The organism is Thermanaerothrix sp., assembly GCF_056331585.1.
The window spans coordinates 1-15,572 of sequence record NZ_JBWGPQ010000048.1 but is presented as its reverse complement, the minus strand read 5'-3'; the positions used below and the strand labels follow the sequence as shown (position 1 = coordinate 15,572).

Sequence of the window (15,572 nt, the reverse complement as noted above, 5' to 3'; positions counted from 1 at the left end):
GTTTACCCTTCAAAATCCGCGCAGTGCACCCGGATAACGGCAGCGAGTTCCTGAAGGTCCATCTCCTGCGCTACTGGCTGGACAGGCGGAAACGGACCGCAGACAGAAAACAGAACTTGACAAAATTACTCTAATTCACTATTATTATTTAGGAGTACTAAACAATGTCGGTCGTTAATCCTCGTTCCCGCACTACCCCGGCGGCCCAAGCGGTGCTGGGGCTGTACCGCCTGAGCCAGGGATTGCAGCATCACCTGCGCGAACGCGCTCAGAAACGGGGGCTCTCGCCTGCCCAGGCACAAGCCCTGCTCTTTCTCCACTACGCTCGTCCGGGTGTGCGCACCATCGGTGGGCTGGCTCAACGGCTCGGCTGCACCCCCGCCACCGCCAGCGGCGTTGCCGATGCCCTGGAGCGCAAAGGGCTGATTGAACGCCATCCCCACCCCGACGACCAACGCAGCATCGTCCTGGCGCTAACCCCGGCGGGTAGAGATGAGGTCCTGGCATTGGAAGACTGGCTAGATGACCTGGAAGCGAGGGTGGCCAACCTGCCGGCGGCTTTACAAGAGGCTCTTTTGGCGGCCGTTCAGGCGCTGGTGCATACCCTCCAGCAGGATGGTCACCTTGTGGTTTATGAGATGTGCTGGGGTTGCCACTTCTTCCGCCCCTATGTTCACCCCGAAACCCCCGCGGCCCCGCACCACTGTGCGTTTGTGGATGCACCGCTCCCCGATCCCCATACCTATCTGGAGTGTCCGGATTTTATTCCCCGTTCCCCCTGAAAGGAGGTGAGGCCGATGCCCGTCCCGATCATCCTTTACGGTGCTCCCGCGTGTGAGGATACAGCCCGCACCCGAGCCGACCTGCAGGCACGAGGTTTGCCCTTTGAGGACGTCAACATAGATACCGACGTCGCTGCCGAAGCCTTTGTGATCTTTATTAATCGGGGTTATCGCAGTACCCCCACCCTGGTGATCGGGGCTGGCCCACACAAGGTGATCCTGACCGAACCGAATTCCACTGACCTGGATTGGGCACTATCCTTATTCCTCTAGAGTATCCCGGTACGGTATCGAAAGGAGGTTCTGTATGAGTGCGATTCCCGGTTACACCTACGGCATAACCGACACCCGTTCCCCGCTCACCCCTGACGACCTGGAGCATCTAAAACAAGCGGTGCTTTTTGGGGCGGAGGATGAGCGGTATCTGCGCTTAGCCGGCGAGGTCCTGGCCGATCAAATCGAGGAGATCTTAGATGTGTGGTATGGCTTTGTCGGCTCGCACCCTCACCTGCTTTACTATTTCACCGATGGACGCGGCAATGCCAATGCGGGGTATCTCGCGGCCGTGCGCAAGCGCTTTGGACAGTGGATCCTGGATACCTGTAACCGCCCCTATGATCAAGATTGGCTGAACTACCAGCATGAGATCGGTCTGCGCCACCATCGCAGCAAGAAGAATCGCACCGACCAGGTCGAGGCGGTGCCTTTCGTACATCATCGTTACATGGTCGCCTTCATTTACCCCATCACAGCCACCATCAAGCCTTTCCTGGCCCGCAAAGGGCATTCCCCAGACGAGGTGGAAAAGATGCACCAGGCTTGGTTCAAAGCCGTGGTACTTCAGGTCGCCTTGTGGAGTGCGCCTTATGTCCAGGCCGGGGAATGGTAGAAGCAACGGGCACGCCCTAAAACGCTGGCCAACCCCATCCGGTACAGACGGTGTGCCGAGCGAAGAGCGCGCCCAACGTTTAGTTTAGCCGAAAGAGTTGGGGTCGTCAACGACCCCAACTCTTTTTTAAGCCGCTTGAAGGGCTGCCGCGATTTCGCGCGCCCAGCCCTCGATTTGTGCCCAATCGCGAAAATCCCCTGTCGGGGCCTTGAGCGCTTTGAGGATCAGGCGCTCGGCAAAATTGAGTTTCTCCGGCCAGATCGCGCCGTGGAAGAAAGCCACCTCGCGCGGGTGGATCTGATCGGCCAGGGGCTGCAGATCCGGGGGAAAACGCCAGCCCTGCATCAGCGTCACCGGGTCATCGTTGCCGGTCGGCCCGGAGGAAAAGAGCCACGTGGGACGCGCGGCGAGGGCTGCGGCGTGGGTCTTGAGGTACGCCGCGGCGGGAGCCAGCCAGCGCCCGCCATAGACCGCACTGCCCAGCACCACGCCATCGTAAGCCGTTGGGGGATCGGCCTGCGCGGCCGGTTGCAGGGTGACCTCCAACCCGCTATGGGTTAATGTCGCAGCCAACCGTTCGGCGATCTCGCGCGTGGCGCCGTATTTGGTGGCATACGCCACCAGGACCCGAGGAGACATGAGGTTGCCTTTCGTTACGGAATTAAGACCATTATAACCCAGGCTAACTTGACACGCCCTCAACTTGCGGGTAAGCTGAGAACAAAGCCGGGTCATAGGTATACCGGTGAAAGGATGGTCGTTGTGGATAGGATTTTTGCCCACTCCTGTGAACAGATGCCCGAATTGGCCGATGATGGCGTGGCGTTGACGGTCACCTCACCCCCCTATTGGAACGCCATTGATTACGACATTCACGCCACCGATAGCCGCCAATATTACCGCACGCGGCGTTATGCGAATGGGTATAAGGATTATCAAGATTATCTGGAATGGTTAACGCGTATCTTTCGTGAGGTCTATCGGGTGACCCGGCCGGGCGGCTTCTGTGCCATCGTCATCGGCACCGTGCTGCTGGAGGGGCGGCTCTATCCGGTACCATTTGATACCGTCTCACGCCTGGTGAGTGATGGCTGGCAATTCCACCAGGACATCATCTGGCATAAATGCACCGCCGGGGTGAAACGCGCCGGGGTAACCATTCAAAATCCCTATCCCGGCTATTACTACCCCAATATCATGAACGAGTACATCCTGATCTTTCAGAAGCCTGGCCCCAAACCCTACGTAGGACGCACCGAGGCGGAAAAGGACGTGGCCCGTTACCCGATTGACCGCCTCTTCACCCTGGACATTGCCAACAATATCTGGCACATCGCGCCGGTGCCGCCGGGCGTGATTGATCATCCGGCACCTTTTCCAGAAGAGATCCCCTATCGCCTGATCACGCTCTATTCTTACCCCGGTGACCTGATCTTGGATCCCTTTACCGGCTCCGGCCAAACGCTCAAAGTGGCCCGTCACCTTGGCCGTCACTACATCGGCTACGAGATCATCGAAAAATATGTGCATCTCGCCGAAACGCGCATCAATGAGCCGCTTGCCCTGCGCGCCCAACAGCTGGTGGCCGTCTTCGATAAGATTGACCTCAACGAACCTCTTCCTCACGCCTCAAACCCCGCTCCAACCTCGGTCCAAATGCCACTCTTTGAAGAAGAGACACCATGAGCGAAGCCGACCTCATTGCCAACCTTGTGCTGCGCCTGGCCGAACTGGGCCGCGCACATCCCTCGGCACCGAACTTAACGCGTATTGAGCCTTTTGAGTCATTCTTTCAAAACGGGAATTTGGATGTCATCCATCTTGATAAGCGTGACGGGGCCCTAACCCGTCGCGAGGTCTTGACCCGTTTGCTGCTGCTGAGCGCAGTGTTGGATCAAGGGCCGGACATCCTCGGTTTGCGCGAGATGGTCATCCGTTTCACCAATGAGCTCTACCGCCGCGAAATTCGTTTCCTGCATAAACCGATCGTGTTTTTTGAGGAATTGGGCATCGCAATTGAGCAATTGCTTGCGCAACATGAAGCCGTCCGTGAGTTGCGAGCCAGAGGCTGGGCAGCTGCCAATCGCACTAACCCTCACCGTTATAACTTGTTCATGGATAACGCACACCAGGCATTGGGATATGCAGTGTTTCGCTGGGGAGTGCCATTGGCTCTCGTCTATCTCTTAGAGCGGGAATTGGACGGGCGAGAAACGGCAACAGCCCTGCTGGATTACCTGGAAAGCGACCCTTCGACCGAGATCATGGCCCAACAGCTTAAGGATCATACCCGCTATGGGCTGGGCAAAGCCATCGGGGACAAAGCGGCCCATCTATTCGGCAAGTGGCTGGTCACTTCGTATCCACTCACCCGGCGCGCTGATGAACTGGCCTGGCAGGGGTTATCGTATGAAGTGCCCTATGACTCAAACGCCGGGCGTGTGTTGTGGCGCACCGGATATTTGCTTTATTGGGCTAGCGAGGACGACTACCTGCGCTACCAGGTGCTTCAACCCCGGCGCGGCAAGGGTGGCACCACCTACATTCGCGTGACCAATCTTCGGGGCAAACCTCTGGGGGAAGGTCGGCCATTAACCGCTGAACTGAAAGATGCCTACGCTGACGTTTGTCGCCATCACCTCAAAACCCATCGCCGTGCCCCGGCCAAGGTGGAAATCCAGCGCATTCAACATGCCTACTTGTTAAGGTTGAACCAACACCACCGGCCACCCTTCGCTGCGGGTCATTTTGATGATGGACTGATTTACGTTGGCACAACCTTCTGTTTCAACCACGCCCAACCCGACTGCTGCACCTGCCCCTTGCGCGATCTCTGCCGCGGTTATAACGATCTGCCAGCGCTGATTACCGCCTACCGCACCTAGGTCCGGCTACCACTCGCCGGCATAATCCACGCGGTAGGGCTCGGCCATCCGGCGCACCCGCGCGTAGCGCAGTTCCACCAACTGGCGCAGGTGCAACGTATCGTGCGCCACCCACGCCGCCAGCAAATCCCCTGCCCGGATCGGCCCGAAGGACGCCTGGTAGGTGCTCTCCCAATCCACGTTCCCCAGCCCATTCAACCAGACCACCGAGCGTTGGCGCTCCTTCATGAACTCCCGCAAGAGGTCTTCCAGGTCACGCTCATTGTCGTTGCGGGCTTCGGGCGTGTGGACCGGGTCAATCGGCGTCCAGGACTGCTCGGGGTGGAAGAGCAACATCTCCAGGCGCGGGCGGAAGTCCTCGCGTTCTTCGTCAATCAGATGCCCCAACACCTCCAGTGCCGACCAGGCCGCGGGGGCGGGGCGCTGGCGGGCTTCCTCGGGCGAAAACTCCATCAGCAAATGATAAAAAATCTCTCCGGCGTGGGCTAAATCCTGGATTAAGGCTTTGGCATTCATCGCACCACCTCCCTCGGCATGGGGTATCTCATCCTCTGGATACCTTCATTATACAGCCTGTCTTGACCAGGGGGCCTTTTCGGAAGCAGGAATTTTGCGCGCCGCGGAGACTGGTCATTTAGGCGCTCTCGTTGTATACTTTTGGCAAGGTTTTTCATGCCTATTTTGCGGGAGGGCGGCATCACCATGAAACTCACCGTTCAGCAACCCCATCTTGCGCACGGGCTCAGCCTGGTCTCCCGAGCTGTGGCCACGCGCAGTACCCTGCCGGTGCTGGCGAATGTCCTGCTCGCCACCGATGAAGGGCGCCTGCGTCTTTCAGCCACCAACCTGGAATTGGGCATCTCGTGCTGGATCCCGGCCCAAATTGCTGAAGATGGCGCGCTGACCGTGCCGGCGCGCACCTTGAGCGACATGGTCAGCGTTTTTCCCAATGAAGCCATTGCGCTCAGCCTTAAGGGCAGTACCACCCTCACCCTGCACTGCGGGAGCAGCCAGGCCGAGATTCGCGGCATCTCGGCGGATGAATTTCCACCCATGCCTGCCGCCGATAGCGCCGATGGCCTGGTCTTCAAAGCGGCCGAACTGAAAGAGATGATCCAGCAGGTGGTTTTCGCCGCCTCGACCGATGAGAACCGTCCGGTGCTGCAGGGGGTGTTGGTTGAGGTGGCCGAAGGCGAGGTCACCTTCGCCGCGACGGATGGCTTCCGCATTTCGGTGCGCAAGATGGCGCTGGATACGCCCGCGCCCCAACCCCTGCGTCTGATCGTGCCGGCGCGGGCGCTGAACGAACTGGCGCGCATCCTCAGCGATGGCGAACAACCGGTAACCATGCTCATCCCGCCTGGGCGCGGTCAGGTGGTCTTTCGTCAGCGCGAGGTGGAACTGGTCTCGCAACTGATTGAAGGCAATTTCCCCGATTACAAGGTCATCATCCCGCGCGCGGCCAAGACGCACGCCGTGCTTTCGACCAGCGCCTTTGCCAAAGCCTGCCGTCAGGCCGAAATCATCGCCCGTGAGGGCAACCACGTCGTCCGCCTCCGCCTGCAGCCCCGCACCGATGCCCCCGGCCAGGTGGAGGTCTCGGCACAATCCGAGCAGACCGGAGCCACTCAGGTCAACCTGGATGCTAATATCGAGGGTCCGGGCTTGCTGATCGCCTTCAACGTGCGCTTCTTGCGCGAGGTGCTGGACGTGATCAAGACCCCCAGTTTCGCCCTCGAAATGAATGCCAATAACGCCCCCGTCACCATCCGCTCGATTGGCGATGATTCGTTTATTCACGTCTTGATGCCGATGCATTTAGGTTAGGCATGGGGTTCCCGTCCAGTCAGACCGACCGACTGATCGAAATTTACCTCACTCTTGGGCAGTATCCGATCCTGAGCAGCCGCATCCGCGAACGGATGCGGCGCGAATTATTTGCCCGCGGCCTGATCACCCCGGTAGCGTTTGAAGCTGAGGTACGCGAGATGGCGGTACGCTCCCAGGCCCGCGAGGGCCTGCGCGATCCGTTCAGCGAAGAACCAGCCGAAGTGTGGGAAATGCGCCTGGCGCGTGTGCGCGATCAACTGACCGACCTGAAATTCAGCCAGTTCCTCACCCTGGACGACCTGGAGCGGCTGATCGCTGAGGTGCTCAGCGAGCGTGGGGTGGATGCCGCTGGCCTGATGCTTTCGATCAACCCCGAACTGGCGCCGATTGACCTGGTCTTCGAGCAGGCCCTGACCATCGAGCGCCTGCCTCCGGCGAAGCGCACCCGCTACGAGGCGCGCCTGCAAGAGACCAAGGTGGTGCTCATTCGCCATTTGATCAGTGATCAACTGCCCTATGTGACCATCGCGCGGCGCTGGTTTACCGTGAGCGACCTCCTGCACATCCGCCGCCGCAAGATCGGCCCGGGACGCATTGGCGGTAAGGCAGCGGGGATGATCCTGGCGTACCGTATCTTGCAAGCCGTGGCCGACCTGGGGCCAAACGTTACACTCGGTATCCCCGAATCCTACTTCCTCGGCGCGGATGTGCATTACGCCTTTATGGCCATCAATAACCTTTATCATTGGAACGACCAGAAATACAAGACCGAAGCCGAGATGCGCGCCGAGTACCCCCAGATCGTGCGCGATTGCGAGGCGGGCGAGTTCCCGCCCGATGTGCTGCAGAAACTGGAGATTTTGCTCAGCAACGTGGGCAAACAGCCGCTGATCGTGCGCTCCTCCAGCCTGCTGGAAGACAACTTTGGCACCGCCTTTGCCGGCAAGTACGAGAGTATTTTCCTGCCCAATCAGGGCACGCCGGAAGAGAACCTACACGCGCTGACGCGGGCGATTGCGCGCGTCTATGCCTCGACTTTCAACCCCAATGCCCTGCTCTACCGCCGCGAGCGCGGCCTGCTGGATTATGACGAGCGCATGGCGATCCTGATTCAGGTGGTGCAGGGCGAGCGCTACGGGCGCTATTTCCTGCCCCAGGCGGCAGGGGTGGCCTTCAGCCGCAACCTTTATCGCTGGGCGCCGCAGATCCGGCGTGAGGACGGCTTCGTGCGCCTGGTGTGGGGGCTGGGAACGCGCGCCGTGGAGCGCGTGGGCAACGACTTTCCGCGCCTGGTGGCACTCAGCCACCCCTTGCTGCACCCCTCCAAGGATGTGCGCATGATTCGGCGCTATTCCCAGCAATATGTGGATGTAATTGACCTGGAGGAAAACGCCTTCAAGACGCTCCCAGTGCACGAGGTGCTCAAGGCCGATTACCCCGCCCTGCGTTACCTGGCACAGGTCGAGGAGGAAGGCTTCCTCACGTCGCTACGCGCGCGCTACCTGGCGGGCGATCCGCGCCGTCTGGTGTTGACCTTTGAGGATTTTCTGCGCCGCACCCCCTTTGCGGCGGCGATGCGTCACCTCTTGCACACGCTGGAAACTCATTATGGCGTGCCGGTGGATGTGGAATTCACCGCACAGGTCCAGGAAACCGGTGATGGCCCTCATCTCTACCTGACCCTGCTGCAATGCCGCCCCCAGAGCCAGTTGCAACCGCGCGCGGCGGCCGCCCTGCCCCCCACCCTGCCCGAGGAGGACATCGTCTTCCGCACCCACTTTGTGGTCCCCGAGGGCACCATTGAGCGGATCACCTATGTGGTTTTTATTGCGCCGGAGGCTTATTTTAGCCTTACCGCCCATTTGGCGCGCCAGGAACTGGCACGCACGATTGGTCGTTTGAATACCGCCTTGGCCGATGAGCGCTTCATCATGGTCGGGCCGGGGCGCTGGGGCAGTTCCAACCCCGATTTGGGGGTGCCGGTGGGTTATGGGGATGTTTACCACGCCCGCGCACTGGTCGAACTGACCGGCCAGCACTTCGGGTTGCCGCCGGAACCCTCGCTGGGGACGCATTTCTTCCAGGATTTGCTTGAATCACAAATTTACCCCCTGGCGATTGACCTCGACGACCGCAACACCCACTTTGCGCGCGCCTTCTTCTACGAGACGCCCAACCGGCTGAACGAGTTTCTACCCAACCACCACCATCTGGGCGAGGCGCTGCGGCTGATCCGCGTCAGCGATTACCGCCCCGAGCACCACCTGGATCTGGTGATGAGCGATGAAAAAGGGGTGGCGGTGGCCTTCCTGCACGCGGATGCCGAGCACAACGGGCGCCTGACCGCCACTGCACGCGCGGCGACGGTGGCGCTTGAATCCGAACCCGAGCCCCCCTTGCCGGAGATTTTGGAATAAGCCTGTTTCACGTGAAACCCGGCCGCCGTCTGAGACTGCCGCCGGGCTTGGTTCAGGCGCCTGGCACGGCCAGATGCCACCGCAGGGCACGTTTCACGTGAAACGCTGGTCAGGCGCACGAGGCGTGTTTCACGTGAAACGCTTGCGGTCTAGTGCCGGTGCACCCGCCGCGGGTCGGAGCGCAGGGTGCCGGCGCGGTAAGCGGCCAGCGCCGCTGCGATGGTCGGCTCGGCGACCAGATAAACCTCCAGCCCCTGCGCTTGGGCCCGTTGATAGGCCGGCTCGCCCATCCCACGCGCGATGAGCACCTGGCAATCGGTAATCACGGCGAACATGGCGGCTGCGTGCCCGCCGGGGGCATGGGCTGAGGGGTCATGAGCCTCGTGCTGCCCGTGTTCATGGGTCGGCTTGGAGCGCAGTTCGCGGAGGGTGTGACCATCCTCGTGGAGGGTGACCACGGCAAAATATGGGGCAGACCCGAGATGGGCGCTAATCGTCTCACCATCGGTGGTCGGAAAAGCCAGTTTTAGCATGGATTACGTCTCCCGAATAACGAGATTGGTATAGTGGGATTATTTATTTAGATGCGGGGACTCCCGGGAAGGTTACGGGGGATGGCCACACCTTCGACTACGGCACCCTGGTCGTGGTGGGCACGGGCGGCACCCGTTGAGGTCTTCCCTGCCGTTCGCGCACGCTTCGATTTTTGCAAGCAATCAGGCTCGAAATCCAGGCCCGCTCCCGAGCGGGGGGCTAAGGGAACTCCCTCGTGACCTTTGTCACAAAAAAGGGTGATGGTTATTATTTTGACATACAATATCTAATATGGTAAATTAATGCCAGGTTAAAGAACAGACCTGCTCTTTTCTATCCCTTACGCTTGAGGAGTGACCATGCGCTTACCCCTCATCATTGGCCTGGTAGCTCTGGCGCTCGTGTTAGCGGTCGGCGCGGTCGTTACCGATTTCACTGCCTACCTCGGCGATGATCCGGTGGCGTGTAATAATTGCCATGTCATGGATGCTGCCTACGAGGGCTGGTACCACGCCAGCCATCAGCGCTGGGCCACCTGCAACGATTGTCATACTCCGCATGCCCTCATTCCTAAATATTTTGTCAAGGCCCGCTCCGGCTTCAACCACGTCACCGCCTTCGTCAGCGGGCGCATTCCCGAACCCATCCGCGCCAAGGAATCCACCCGCCGCATCATCCAGGCCAACTGCCTCCGCTGTCATGCCGAGACCGTTTCCATGGTCGCCGATGGGCAGGTGGATGCCGGGCGCTACTGTTTTGAGTGTCACCGCGAGGTGGCGCACGGCCCGCGCGGCGTCAGCATCCTACCTTTTCAGGATACGGGCATCTACCGCCCGCCTCAACCCTAACATCTACGCCAGGACAAGGAGTTCCCTATGAGTCAACCTTCTAAATCGGCCAAACTTCTTCCCATTGCCCTGACGGTCATCATCCTCATCTTGGCTGCCACCACGGTGGGCGTATTACTCTTCCTGGCCAACCAGCCAGTGCAGACCCGTGGCATCCCCACCCTGGTGGCAATTGATCCGCTGGAACCCGATAGCAGCAAGTGGGGACTGAACTTCCCCAACCAATACACCTCGTTCCTGAAGACGCGCGAAAACGTCACCCGCACCCAGTACGGCGGCTCCGAACCCTATCAGAAGGTTGAGGCCGACCCGCGCCTCAAGCGCCTCTTTGCCGGCAACCCCTTCAGCAAGGACTATAAAGAGGATCGCGGGCACGTCTATTCGCTCCAGGACGTGCGCGAGACCCAGCGCGTGAACGAGAAGACCCCCGGTACCTGCTACTCGTGCAAGACGGCCAACGCACCCCAATTGTGGGTTGAGATGGGGCCGGTGGAGTTTGCCAAGACGCCCTTCAAAGATCTCGGCCAGCACATTGATCAGCCCATCGGCTGTGCCAACTGCCACGAGGCCGGTACCATGCGTTTGATCGTCACCAACCCCGCGCTGGAAGCCGCGCTCAAAGAGCAGGGTAAGGACTGGCGTACCTTCACTCGCCAAGAAATGCGCACCGTGGTCTGCGCCAACTGCCATGTGGAATACTACTTCGCCGGCCCTGAGAAGGTGCTCACCTTCCCCTGGGATCACGGCACCACCATCGAAGCCATTGAGCAGTATTACGAGGAACTGGGCTTCAGCGATTGGCAGCACGCCGAGAGCGGCGCCGCGATGATCAAGATACAGCATCCCGAATACGAACTTTACACTGCCGACAGCACCCACTACAAGGCCGGGGTGGCCTGCGCCGACTGCCACATGCCCTACGTGCGCGAAGGCGCGGTCAAATACAGCAGCCACAACGTGCGCAGCCCGTTGCTCAACCCGGCCCAATCCTGCGGTGCCTGCCACACGGACGTGGATTACGTGGTGGCGCGGGTGGGCCAGATTCAGCGCCAGGTGGCGACGACGATGAGCGCCAGCGAGGACGCCCTGGTGGCGGCCATTGATGCCATCGCCGCCGCAGCCGCCGACCCCAACGCCGACCCGGCCCTGCTGGACGAAGCGCGCCGCCTGCACCGCGCCGCCCAGATGCGCTGGGACTTCATCGCCGCCGAGAACAGCATGGGCTTCCACAACCCCGAAGAGGCACTGCGCATCCTGGCCGCGTCCATTGACCTGGCCCGCCAGGCGCAGTTGAAGGCGCTCCAGGCCGTGGGTGGGGGCACGATCCAGGCTCGCCGCTAGGATTCATCGCAGAGAAAGGCTTAACGGGGCATCCATATGGGTGCCCCGTTTTGCGTTGCTACACCAGCGCAACCTGCGGGTATGGGGGTGCGTATTAACCCATGGCATTTTGAATCCACGGAGGTTAACCATGGCGACCGCTTCATATTTCACCCTCTCCTCCACCCGTCGTCAGGTGGGGCTGTTCATCCTCTTGGTGCTGGCTTTGGGGCTAGGCTTGGCCATGTTCCCCGCCCTGACCCCCTTCTATATGTTCTCCCCTGCGTTGGCCGTGCTATTGACGCTGATCCTGACCCGCGATTTGCGCCTGCGTACCCTGGCGGGCGACCTGGGCCTGAACCGTTTTGACCTGCGGCGCTGGCCAGCGGCCGTTCTACTGTCGGTGTTGGCGCTCACGCCGGGCTACCTGATCTTATGGGCGTTGGGGCAGGTGCAATGGGATGTACGCCTGGCGCAGTACACCTGGCTGGGCGGTGCCATCTACGTAGTGGTTACCCTTATCTTCAACACCCTCACCTTTTCACTCGGCGAGGAAATCGGCTGGCGCGGCTTTTTGCTTCCGCGCCTGCTGGAATTGGGCCAAGAGCGCGCCTCACTGCTGACCGGTGTGATCTGGGCCGTCTGGCACTACCCGTTGATCTTCCTGAGCCGGGGCTATCTGCCGCCGGGGCCATGCCTGCTGCTGATTGCTCTTTTCACCCTCACGGTGATGACGATCAGTGTGGTGATCGGGCACTTGTGGGCGTATCAGCGCAGTCTATGGGTCGCGGCGCTGTTCCACTCGGCGCATAATACCGTATGGGGGTTGTGGTCTAACCTGGTGCTTACCACGCCGATGGTCGGTCTGTGGGCGGGGGAAAGCGGCCTCATCCCGCTGGCGCTCTACACTTTGCTGGCACTGGGCTTGGGATGGCTAGGGCGCGAAGCACCACTGCGCCGCAAGGGGGCTTGAAATCAAAGCGGCGCGACTCTGCTCTCTTCGGTCAGAGCAGCCTGAGTGCGCGGCTTGATCGCGGCGCCAAGGGTTGAGACCGGCGTTGTGCGCTGCCCACCCCGCGCTGCTCGGGGGTCAACCGGTGATTATCCCACATCATCCCCTGCCGGGACCGGAAGTGGGGCACCTGCGAGAGACACAAAAACGCCCCAATGGGGGTGTCAGCCCATTGGGGGTGCGCAAGAGATCGCGCGAGGCGCCTAGCCACCAGGACGCGGCTAAGTGGGGCGGCAACATGCGTTCTAAGCCGCCTGGGGTGATTGGGTGTCCTCGCGCGCTTTGATCCCCTCCCAGAAAATCTGCTCCAGCACCTCTAACTGCTCCGGGCTTACCTCCGGATGCAGCGAAGAGGTCTCGTCTAAGAAGGGGTAAAGCATCCCCAGAAAGGCCCATACCATCATCTCCACCCCTAGCGGACGCACCTCCCCCCGCTGCTGACCGGTGGCAAAGATGGATGCCAACGGCAGCAGAAACGCTTCGCGATAACGCTGTAGGATCTCTTCCCGCCACTCGGGCCGAATCTTCCCGATCTCTTGGATCGCCAGGCGGATCAGCGCGCGCTGTTCCACCGGAAGGCGCGTAAACACGTCCTGCACCAGGCGGTGGATGCGCGCGCGGGTGCCTTGCTCCTGGCTCAGGACGTCCTCCACCAGACGCCCCAACGTCTCCAGCCCCGAAACCAAAACCGCGACCAACAGATGCTCTTTGTCCTCGAAATGGTAATACAGCGCGGCTTTGGTCATCTGGCAGGCTTCGGCAATGTCGCGGATGGAGACCCCATCATAACCACGCCGGACAAAGAGACGGGTGCTTTCGTTCAGTATCCTCTGCCGCATAGAGATGGCGGTTCTATCCATTGGCAGCCACTTCACCCACCGGAATCATTTGCCGTTCCTGCTGTCGTGATTTGAGTTGCGTGCTCAAGGCAAACAGCACCAGGCTGATGACGGCAACGACCCCAAATGCCATCTGATACCCATAGCCAGGATGGGTGCGCCCCAGTGAGGTGGTCAACGCGCCCATGATCGCACTGCCTACCAGTTGCCCGACGCTGGTAAAAATGGAGATCAATCCCTGCGCCAGGGAGCGCTCTTCAGCCCGGGCTTCACCTAACATGATATACCGAATCGGCGCCCCGAGCAAGGACGACATCCCAATACCGATCAGCACTCCCGCGATCAGAAACAGCGCCAACTGACCACCGCCCAGGCTGAGCAAAACGAACCCCATCGTCATGAGCAGTGTCCCGCCCAAAATCACCTGCCGTGAACCGATGCGATCCAGTAAGCGCCCGATCAACGGGGAGCCAACCGCCATGGCAAGGATGGCCGGGATCAGGAGCCAGGTGGCGTTGCGTTCGTTGATCCCATAGCGCCTCAACACCGTCACCGCCATCAGCGGGACGAAGACCAGGGTGGCTTCGCCAAACCCCGCGCCGCCCGAAAGCAGGTAAGCCAGGCGCAACTGGCGGCGGTCGAACAGATACCCCGGCAGTAATGGGGCCGTCGCCCGGCGTTCCCATGCGGCCAATCCGATTAGAAAGAGCAATGATGCGCCGAGAAAACCACCCACCTCCAGGCGCAATACACCCAGCCCGGGTTGGTGAACATCCAACCGGTTCAGGCCCAGCGCCAGCGTGAGCAGGGTTAACGAGAGCAGAACCAGGCCCACCGCGTCGAACTCCACCCGCCGGGTAGCGCGTTCTGTGGGCAGGAGACGCAGGCTGAAGACGATCAGCACCACCGCCAGCGGCACGTTGATCAGAAAGAGCCAGTGCCAACTGGCTACCGCCAGGATGACCCCGCCCAGCAGGGGACCGATCAAAAAAGCCAACCCGAACACCGCCCCGATCATACCCAGGGCACGGCCGCGCCGCTCAGGGGGATAGACATCGCCGATCACTGCGCTGGCAACCGGGAAAATGCCACCTGCACCGAGACCCTGCACGGCCCGCCCGAGGACCACCCATTCAAACCGGGGGGCAATCACGACCAGCAAAGAACCCAGGGCAAACAATCCCACATCGGCAGCATAAATCCAGCGCCGCCCGAAGAGATCTGAAAGTTTCGCCATCAGGGTTGTGCTGATTAAACTGGCCAGGACGTAGGCGCTGAACATCCAGGACAGGGTGCGCTCCTCCACGGCGAACTCAGCCCGGATGGAGGGGAGGGCCGGGCCAAGGATAGCGATATCCAGCGCGCCCATCAACACACCGAAGAACAGCACAAACAGGATGGCGTTGAGACGAGTTTTCGAGTTTTGCATTGCGGTCACCTCTTCGAGGATACTTACCGAACGTTCGTTTAGCATCTTAACTGAGATGACCCTTTTCGTCAAGTTAATGGTGGTGTCCAACGTTGTAAATCACCCACGCCGTTGCCCGCGGTTCGGTCAACTCCAAGAGCCACCGGTCAGGCGATGCCCCTCGGGGGCGGCGAACACCCCCGTTCGCAGGTGCCATTTGCAGCGGGTGGGGTTCTGCCGAGGCGTATGGCGGGGATGGAAGCGGCCAGCACGATGATCCGACGGGCGGGATCGCCCGCGCTGGGGCATTTGGGGTAGGGACCGAGGATAGCGGCGGTGGGATCGTGCTGGGGTGAACGAGCGTGGGGCGACGCGGAAGCCGCGGCACGTGCGCGGGAGATGGCGGGCGGTGTGCGAGGAGCCGGACCCGGCGCCGCGGATGGCGCTGCCTTCAGCCCGCCCCGGTGGCGCCAGGCAAGTCAGGGGCACAGGCAGGTAAGGCCCGGTCGGCCCCCCTGGGCCCGGGTTTGGGTTAACGTGCACCTGGGCGCAAAAAACCAGGGCTGCGTGAATATGGCGCAGCCCTGATACTGACGGTCGGGGAAGTTCACCGGGACCTCCGTACACACGCCCTGGCGGGCATTCGATGATTCTGACTCTGGCGATGTTGTTCGGAGACCACTACGTGGCAGAAGTCTTAATGCCCTGGCAGGCATTCGATGATTCTGACCTGGTACGCCTACGATGTTGACAAAGCCCCGCGCGATGATACGTCTTAATGCCCTGGCGGGCATTCGATGATTCTGAC

General features: G+C 60.7%; 16 protein-coding genes. 10 read left to right on the top strand and 6 right to left on the bottom strand.

Annotated elements, in window-relative coordinates; genetic code table 11:
• The first annotated feature begins 164 nt into the window (after nucleotides 1-164).
• From AC01YT_RS12605 to AC01YT_RS12595, 3 genes are read left to right on the top strand one after another with little or no spacing between them, the layout of a single operon-like run.
• A complete protein-coding gene (locus AC01YT_RS12605; RefSeq protein WP_476675944.1) occupies nucleotides 165-782 on the top strand; it encodes a MarR family winged helix-turn-helix transcriptional regulator in 618 nt (205 codons plus the stop codon).
• Nucleotides 783-797: 15 nt separating this feature from the next.
• The gene (locus AC01YT_RS12600; RefSeq protein WP_476675942.1) at nucleotides 798-1,055 is read left to right on the top strand and encodes a glutaredoxin family protein; all 258 of its coding nucleotides are present in this window, start codon (nucleotides 798-800) and stop codon (nucleotides 1,053-1,055) included.
• Between the two features lie 34 nt (nucleotides 1,056-1,089).
• On the top strand, nucleotides 1,090-1,671 hold the full coding sequence (locus AC01YT_RS12595) for a protoglobin domain-containing protein (RefSeq protein ID WP_476675940.1): 582 nt from the start codon (nucleotides 1,090-1,092) through the stop codon (nucleotides 1,669-1,671).
• 126 nt (nucleotides 1,672-1,797) lie between these two features.
• Here the strand turns inward: AC01YT_RS12595 and AC01YT_RS12590 are convergent, their stop codons facing one another.
• Nucleotides 1,798-2,310, bottom strand: a complete 513-nt coding sequence (locus tag AC01YT_RS12590) for a flavodoxin domain-containing protein (RefSeq protein ID WP_476675938.1) — start codon at nucleotides 2,308-2,310, stop codon at nucleotides 1,798-1,800.
• Between the two features lie 123 nt (nucleotides 2,311-2,433).
• Between AC01YT_RS12590 and AC01YT_RS12585 the strand changes: the two genes are divergently transcribed.
• Together AC01YT_RS12585 and AC01YT_RS12580 are read left to right on the top strand one after the other, a co-directional pair.
• On the top strand, nucleotides 2,434-3,357 hold the full coding sequence (locus AC01YT_RS12585) for a DNA-methyltransferase (protein ID WP_476675936.1): 924 nt from the start codon (nucleotides 2,434-2,436) through the stop codon (nucleotides 3,355-3,357).
• The gene (locus AC01YT_RS12580) at nucleotides 3,354-4,556 is read left to right on the top strand and encodes a hypothetical protein (RefSeq protein ID WP_476675934.1); all 1,203 of its coding nucleotides are present in this window, start codon (nucleotides 3,354-3,356) and stop codon (nucleotides 4,554-4,556) included. Before AC01YT_RS12585 ends, AC01YT_RS12580 begins: the two co-directional genes overlap by 4 nt.
• 6 nt (nucleotides 4,557-4,562) lie before the next feature.
• Here AC01YT_RS12580 and AC01YT_RS12575 read toward each other — a convergent pair whose 3' ends face one another.
• On the bottom strand, nucleotides 4,563-5,072 hold the full coding sequence (locus AC01YT_RS12575) for a DinB family protein (RefSeq protein ID WP_476675932.1): 510 nt from the start codon (nucleotides 5,070-5,072) through the stop codon (nucleotides 4,563-4,565).
• Between the two features lie 186 nt (nucleotides 5,073-5,258).
• On the opposite strand from AC01YT_RS12575, the gene dnaN reads away from it, so the two are divergent.
• Both dnaN and AC01YT_RS12565 read left to right on the top strand, forming a co-directional pair.
• The gene (dnaN, locus tag AC01YT_RS12570) at nucleotides 5,259-6,383 is read left to right on the top strand and encodes a DNA polymerase III subunit beta (RefSeq protein ID WP_476675930.1); all 1,125 of its coding nucleotides are present in this window, start codon (nucleotides 5,259-5,261) and stop codon (nucleotides 6,381-6,383) included.
• A gap of 2 nt (nucleotides 6,384-6,385) precedes the next feature.
• Nucleotides 6,386-8,803, top strand: a complete 2,418-nt coding sequence (locus AC01YT_RS12565) for a PEP/pyruvate-binding domain-containing protein (protein WP_476675928.1) — start codon at nucleotides 6,386-6,388, stop codon at nucleotides 8,801-8,803.
• Nucleotides 8,804-8,952: 149 nt separating this feature from the next.
• Here AC01YT_RS12565 and AC01YT_RS12560 read toward each other — a convergent pair whose 3' ends face one another.
• Nucleotides 8,953-9,336, bottom strand: a complete 384-nt coding sequence (locus AC01YT_RS12560; RefSeq protein WP_476675927.1) for a NifB/NifX family molybdenum-iron cluster-binding protein — start codon at nucleotides 9,334-9,336, stop codon at nucleotides 8,953-8,955.
• A 360-nt stretch (nucleotides 9,337-9,696) separates the two neighbouring features.
• Here AC01YT_RS12560 and nrfH point away from each other — a divergent pair, with 360 nt between their 5' ends.
• From nrfH to AC01YT_RS12545, 3 genes are all read left to right on the top strand, one after another.
• Entirely contained in the window at nucleotides 9,697-10,185 is a 489-nt protein-coding gene (nrfH, locus tag AC01YT_RS12555) for a cytochrome c nitrite reductase small subunit (protein ID WP_476675925.1), read from the top strand.
• A 27-nt stretch (nucleotides 10,186-10,212) separates the two neighbouring features.
• Complete coding sequence (locus tag AC01YT_RS12550; RefSeq protein WP_476675923.1) at nucleotides 10,213-11,526, top strand: ammonia-forming cytochrome c nitrite reductase subunit c552; 1,314 nt, start codon at nucleotides 10,213-10,215, stop codon at nucleotides 11,524-11,526.
• A gap of 130 nt (nucleotides 11,527-11,656) precedes the next feature.
• On the top strand, nucleotides 11,657-12,478 hold the full coding sequence (locus tag AC01YT_RS12545) for a CPBP family glutamic-type intramembrane protease (protein WP_476675921.1): 822 nt from the start codon (nucleotides 11,657-11,659) through the stop codon (nucleotides 12,476-12,478).
• Between the two features lie 284 nt (nucleotides 12,479-12,762).
• Here AC01YT_RS12545 and AC01YT_RS12540 read toward each other — a convergent pair whose 3' ends face one another.
• The 3 genes from AC01YT_RS12540 to AC01YT_RS12530 all read right to left on the bottom strand — a co-directional run bounded on the left by AC01YT_RS12540 (nucleotide 12,763) and on the right by AC01YT_RS12530 (nucleotide 15,391).
• Nucleotides 12,763-13,356: a TetR/AcrR family transcriptional regulator gene (locus AC01YT_RS12540; RefSeq protein ID WP_476675919.1), complete on the bottom strand. Its 594-nt coding sequence runs from the start codon at nucleotides 13,354-13,356 to the stop codon at nucleotides 12,763-12,765.
• Between the two features lie 13 nt (nucleotides 13,357-13,369).
• Nucleotides 13,370-14,785: an MFS transporter gene (locus tag AC01YT_RS12535; RefSeq protein ID WP_476675917.1), complete on the bottom strand. Its 1,416-nt coding sequence runs from the start codon at nucleotides 14,783-14,785 to the stop codon at nucleotides 13,370-13,372.
• Nucleotides 14,786-14,911: 126 nt separating this feature from the next.
• A complete protein-coding gene (locus AC01YT_RS12530; protein ID WP_476675915.1) occupies nucleotides 14,912-15,391 on the bottom strand; it encodes a hypothetical protein in 480 nt (159 codons plus the stop codon).
• Between the last annotated feature and the right edge of the window lie 181 nt (nucleotides 15,392-15,572).

Bases quoted from the DNA above. Each gene is read 5' to 3' on its own strand.
- AC01YT_RS12605 (WP_476675944.1), top strand. From the start codon at position 165: ATGTCGGTCGTTAATCCTCGTTCCCGCACTACCCCGGCGGCCCAAGCG.
- AC01YT_RS12580 (WP_476675934.1), top strand. From the start codon at position 3,354: ATGAGCGAAGCCGACCTCATTGCCAACCTTGTGCTGCGCCTGGCCGAA.
- AC01YT_RS12535 (WP_476675917.1), bottom strand. From the start codon at position 14,785: ATGCAAAACTCGAAAACTCGTCTCAACGCCATCCTGTTTGTGCTGTTC.
- AC01YT_RS12575 (WP_476675932.1), bottom strand. From the start codon at position 5,072: ATGAATGCCAAAGCCTTAATCCAGGATTTAGCCCACGCCGGAGAGATT.
- AC01YT_RS12560 (WP_476675927.1), bottom strand. From the start codon at position 9,336: ATGCTAAAACTGGCTTTTCCGACCACCGATGGTGAGACGATTAGCGCC.
- nrfH (WP_476675925.1), top strand. From the start codon at position 9,697: ATGCGCTTACCCCTCATCATTGGCCTGGTAGCTCTGGCGCTCGTGTTA.
- AC01YT_RS12600 (WP_476675942.1), top strand. From the start codon at position 798: ATGCCCGTCCCGATCATCCTTTACGGTGCTCCCGCGTGTGAGGATACA.
- AC01YT_RS12595 (WP_476675940.1), top strand. From the start codon at position 1,090: ATGAGTGCGATTCCCGGTTACACCTACGGCATAACCGACACCCGTTCC.
- AC01YT_RS12550 (WP_476675923.1), top strand. From the start codon at position 10,213: ATGAGTCAACCTTCTAAATCGGCCAAACTTCTTCCCATTGCCCTGACG.
- AC01YT_RS12540 (WP_476675919.1), bottom strand. From the start codon at position 13,356: ATGCGGCAGAGGATACTGAACGAAAGCACCCGTCTCTTTGTCCGGCGT.
- dnaN (WP_476675930.1), top strand. From the start codon at position 5,259: ATGAAACTCACCGTTCAGCAACCCCATCTTGCGCACGGGCTCAGCCTG.
- AC01YT_RS12545 (WP_476675921.1), top strand. From the start codon at position 11,657: ATGGCGACCGCTTCATATTTCACCCTCTCCTCCACCCGTCGTCAGGTG.
- AC01YT_RS12590 (WP_476675938.1), bottom strand. From the start codon at position 2,310: ATGTCTCCTCGGGTCCTGGTGGCGTATGCCACCAAATACGGCGCCACG.
- AC01YT_RS12565 (WP_476675928.1), top strand. From the start codon at position 6,386: ATGGGGTTCCCGTCCAGTCAGACCGACCGACTGATCGAAATTTACCTC.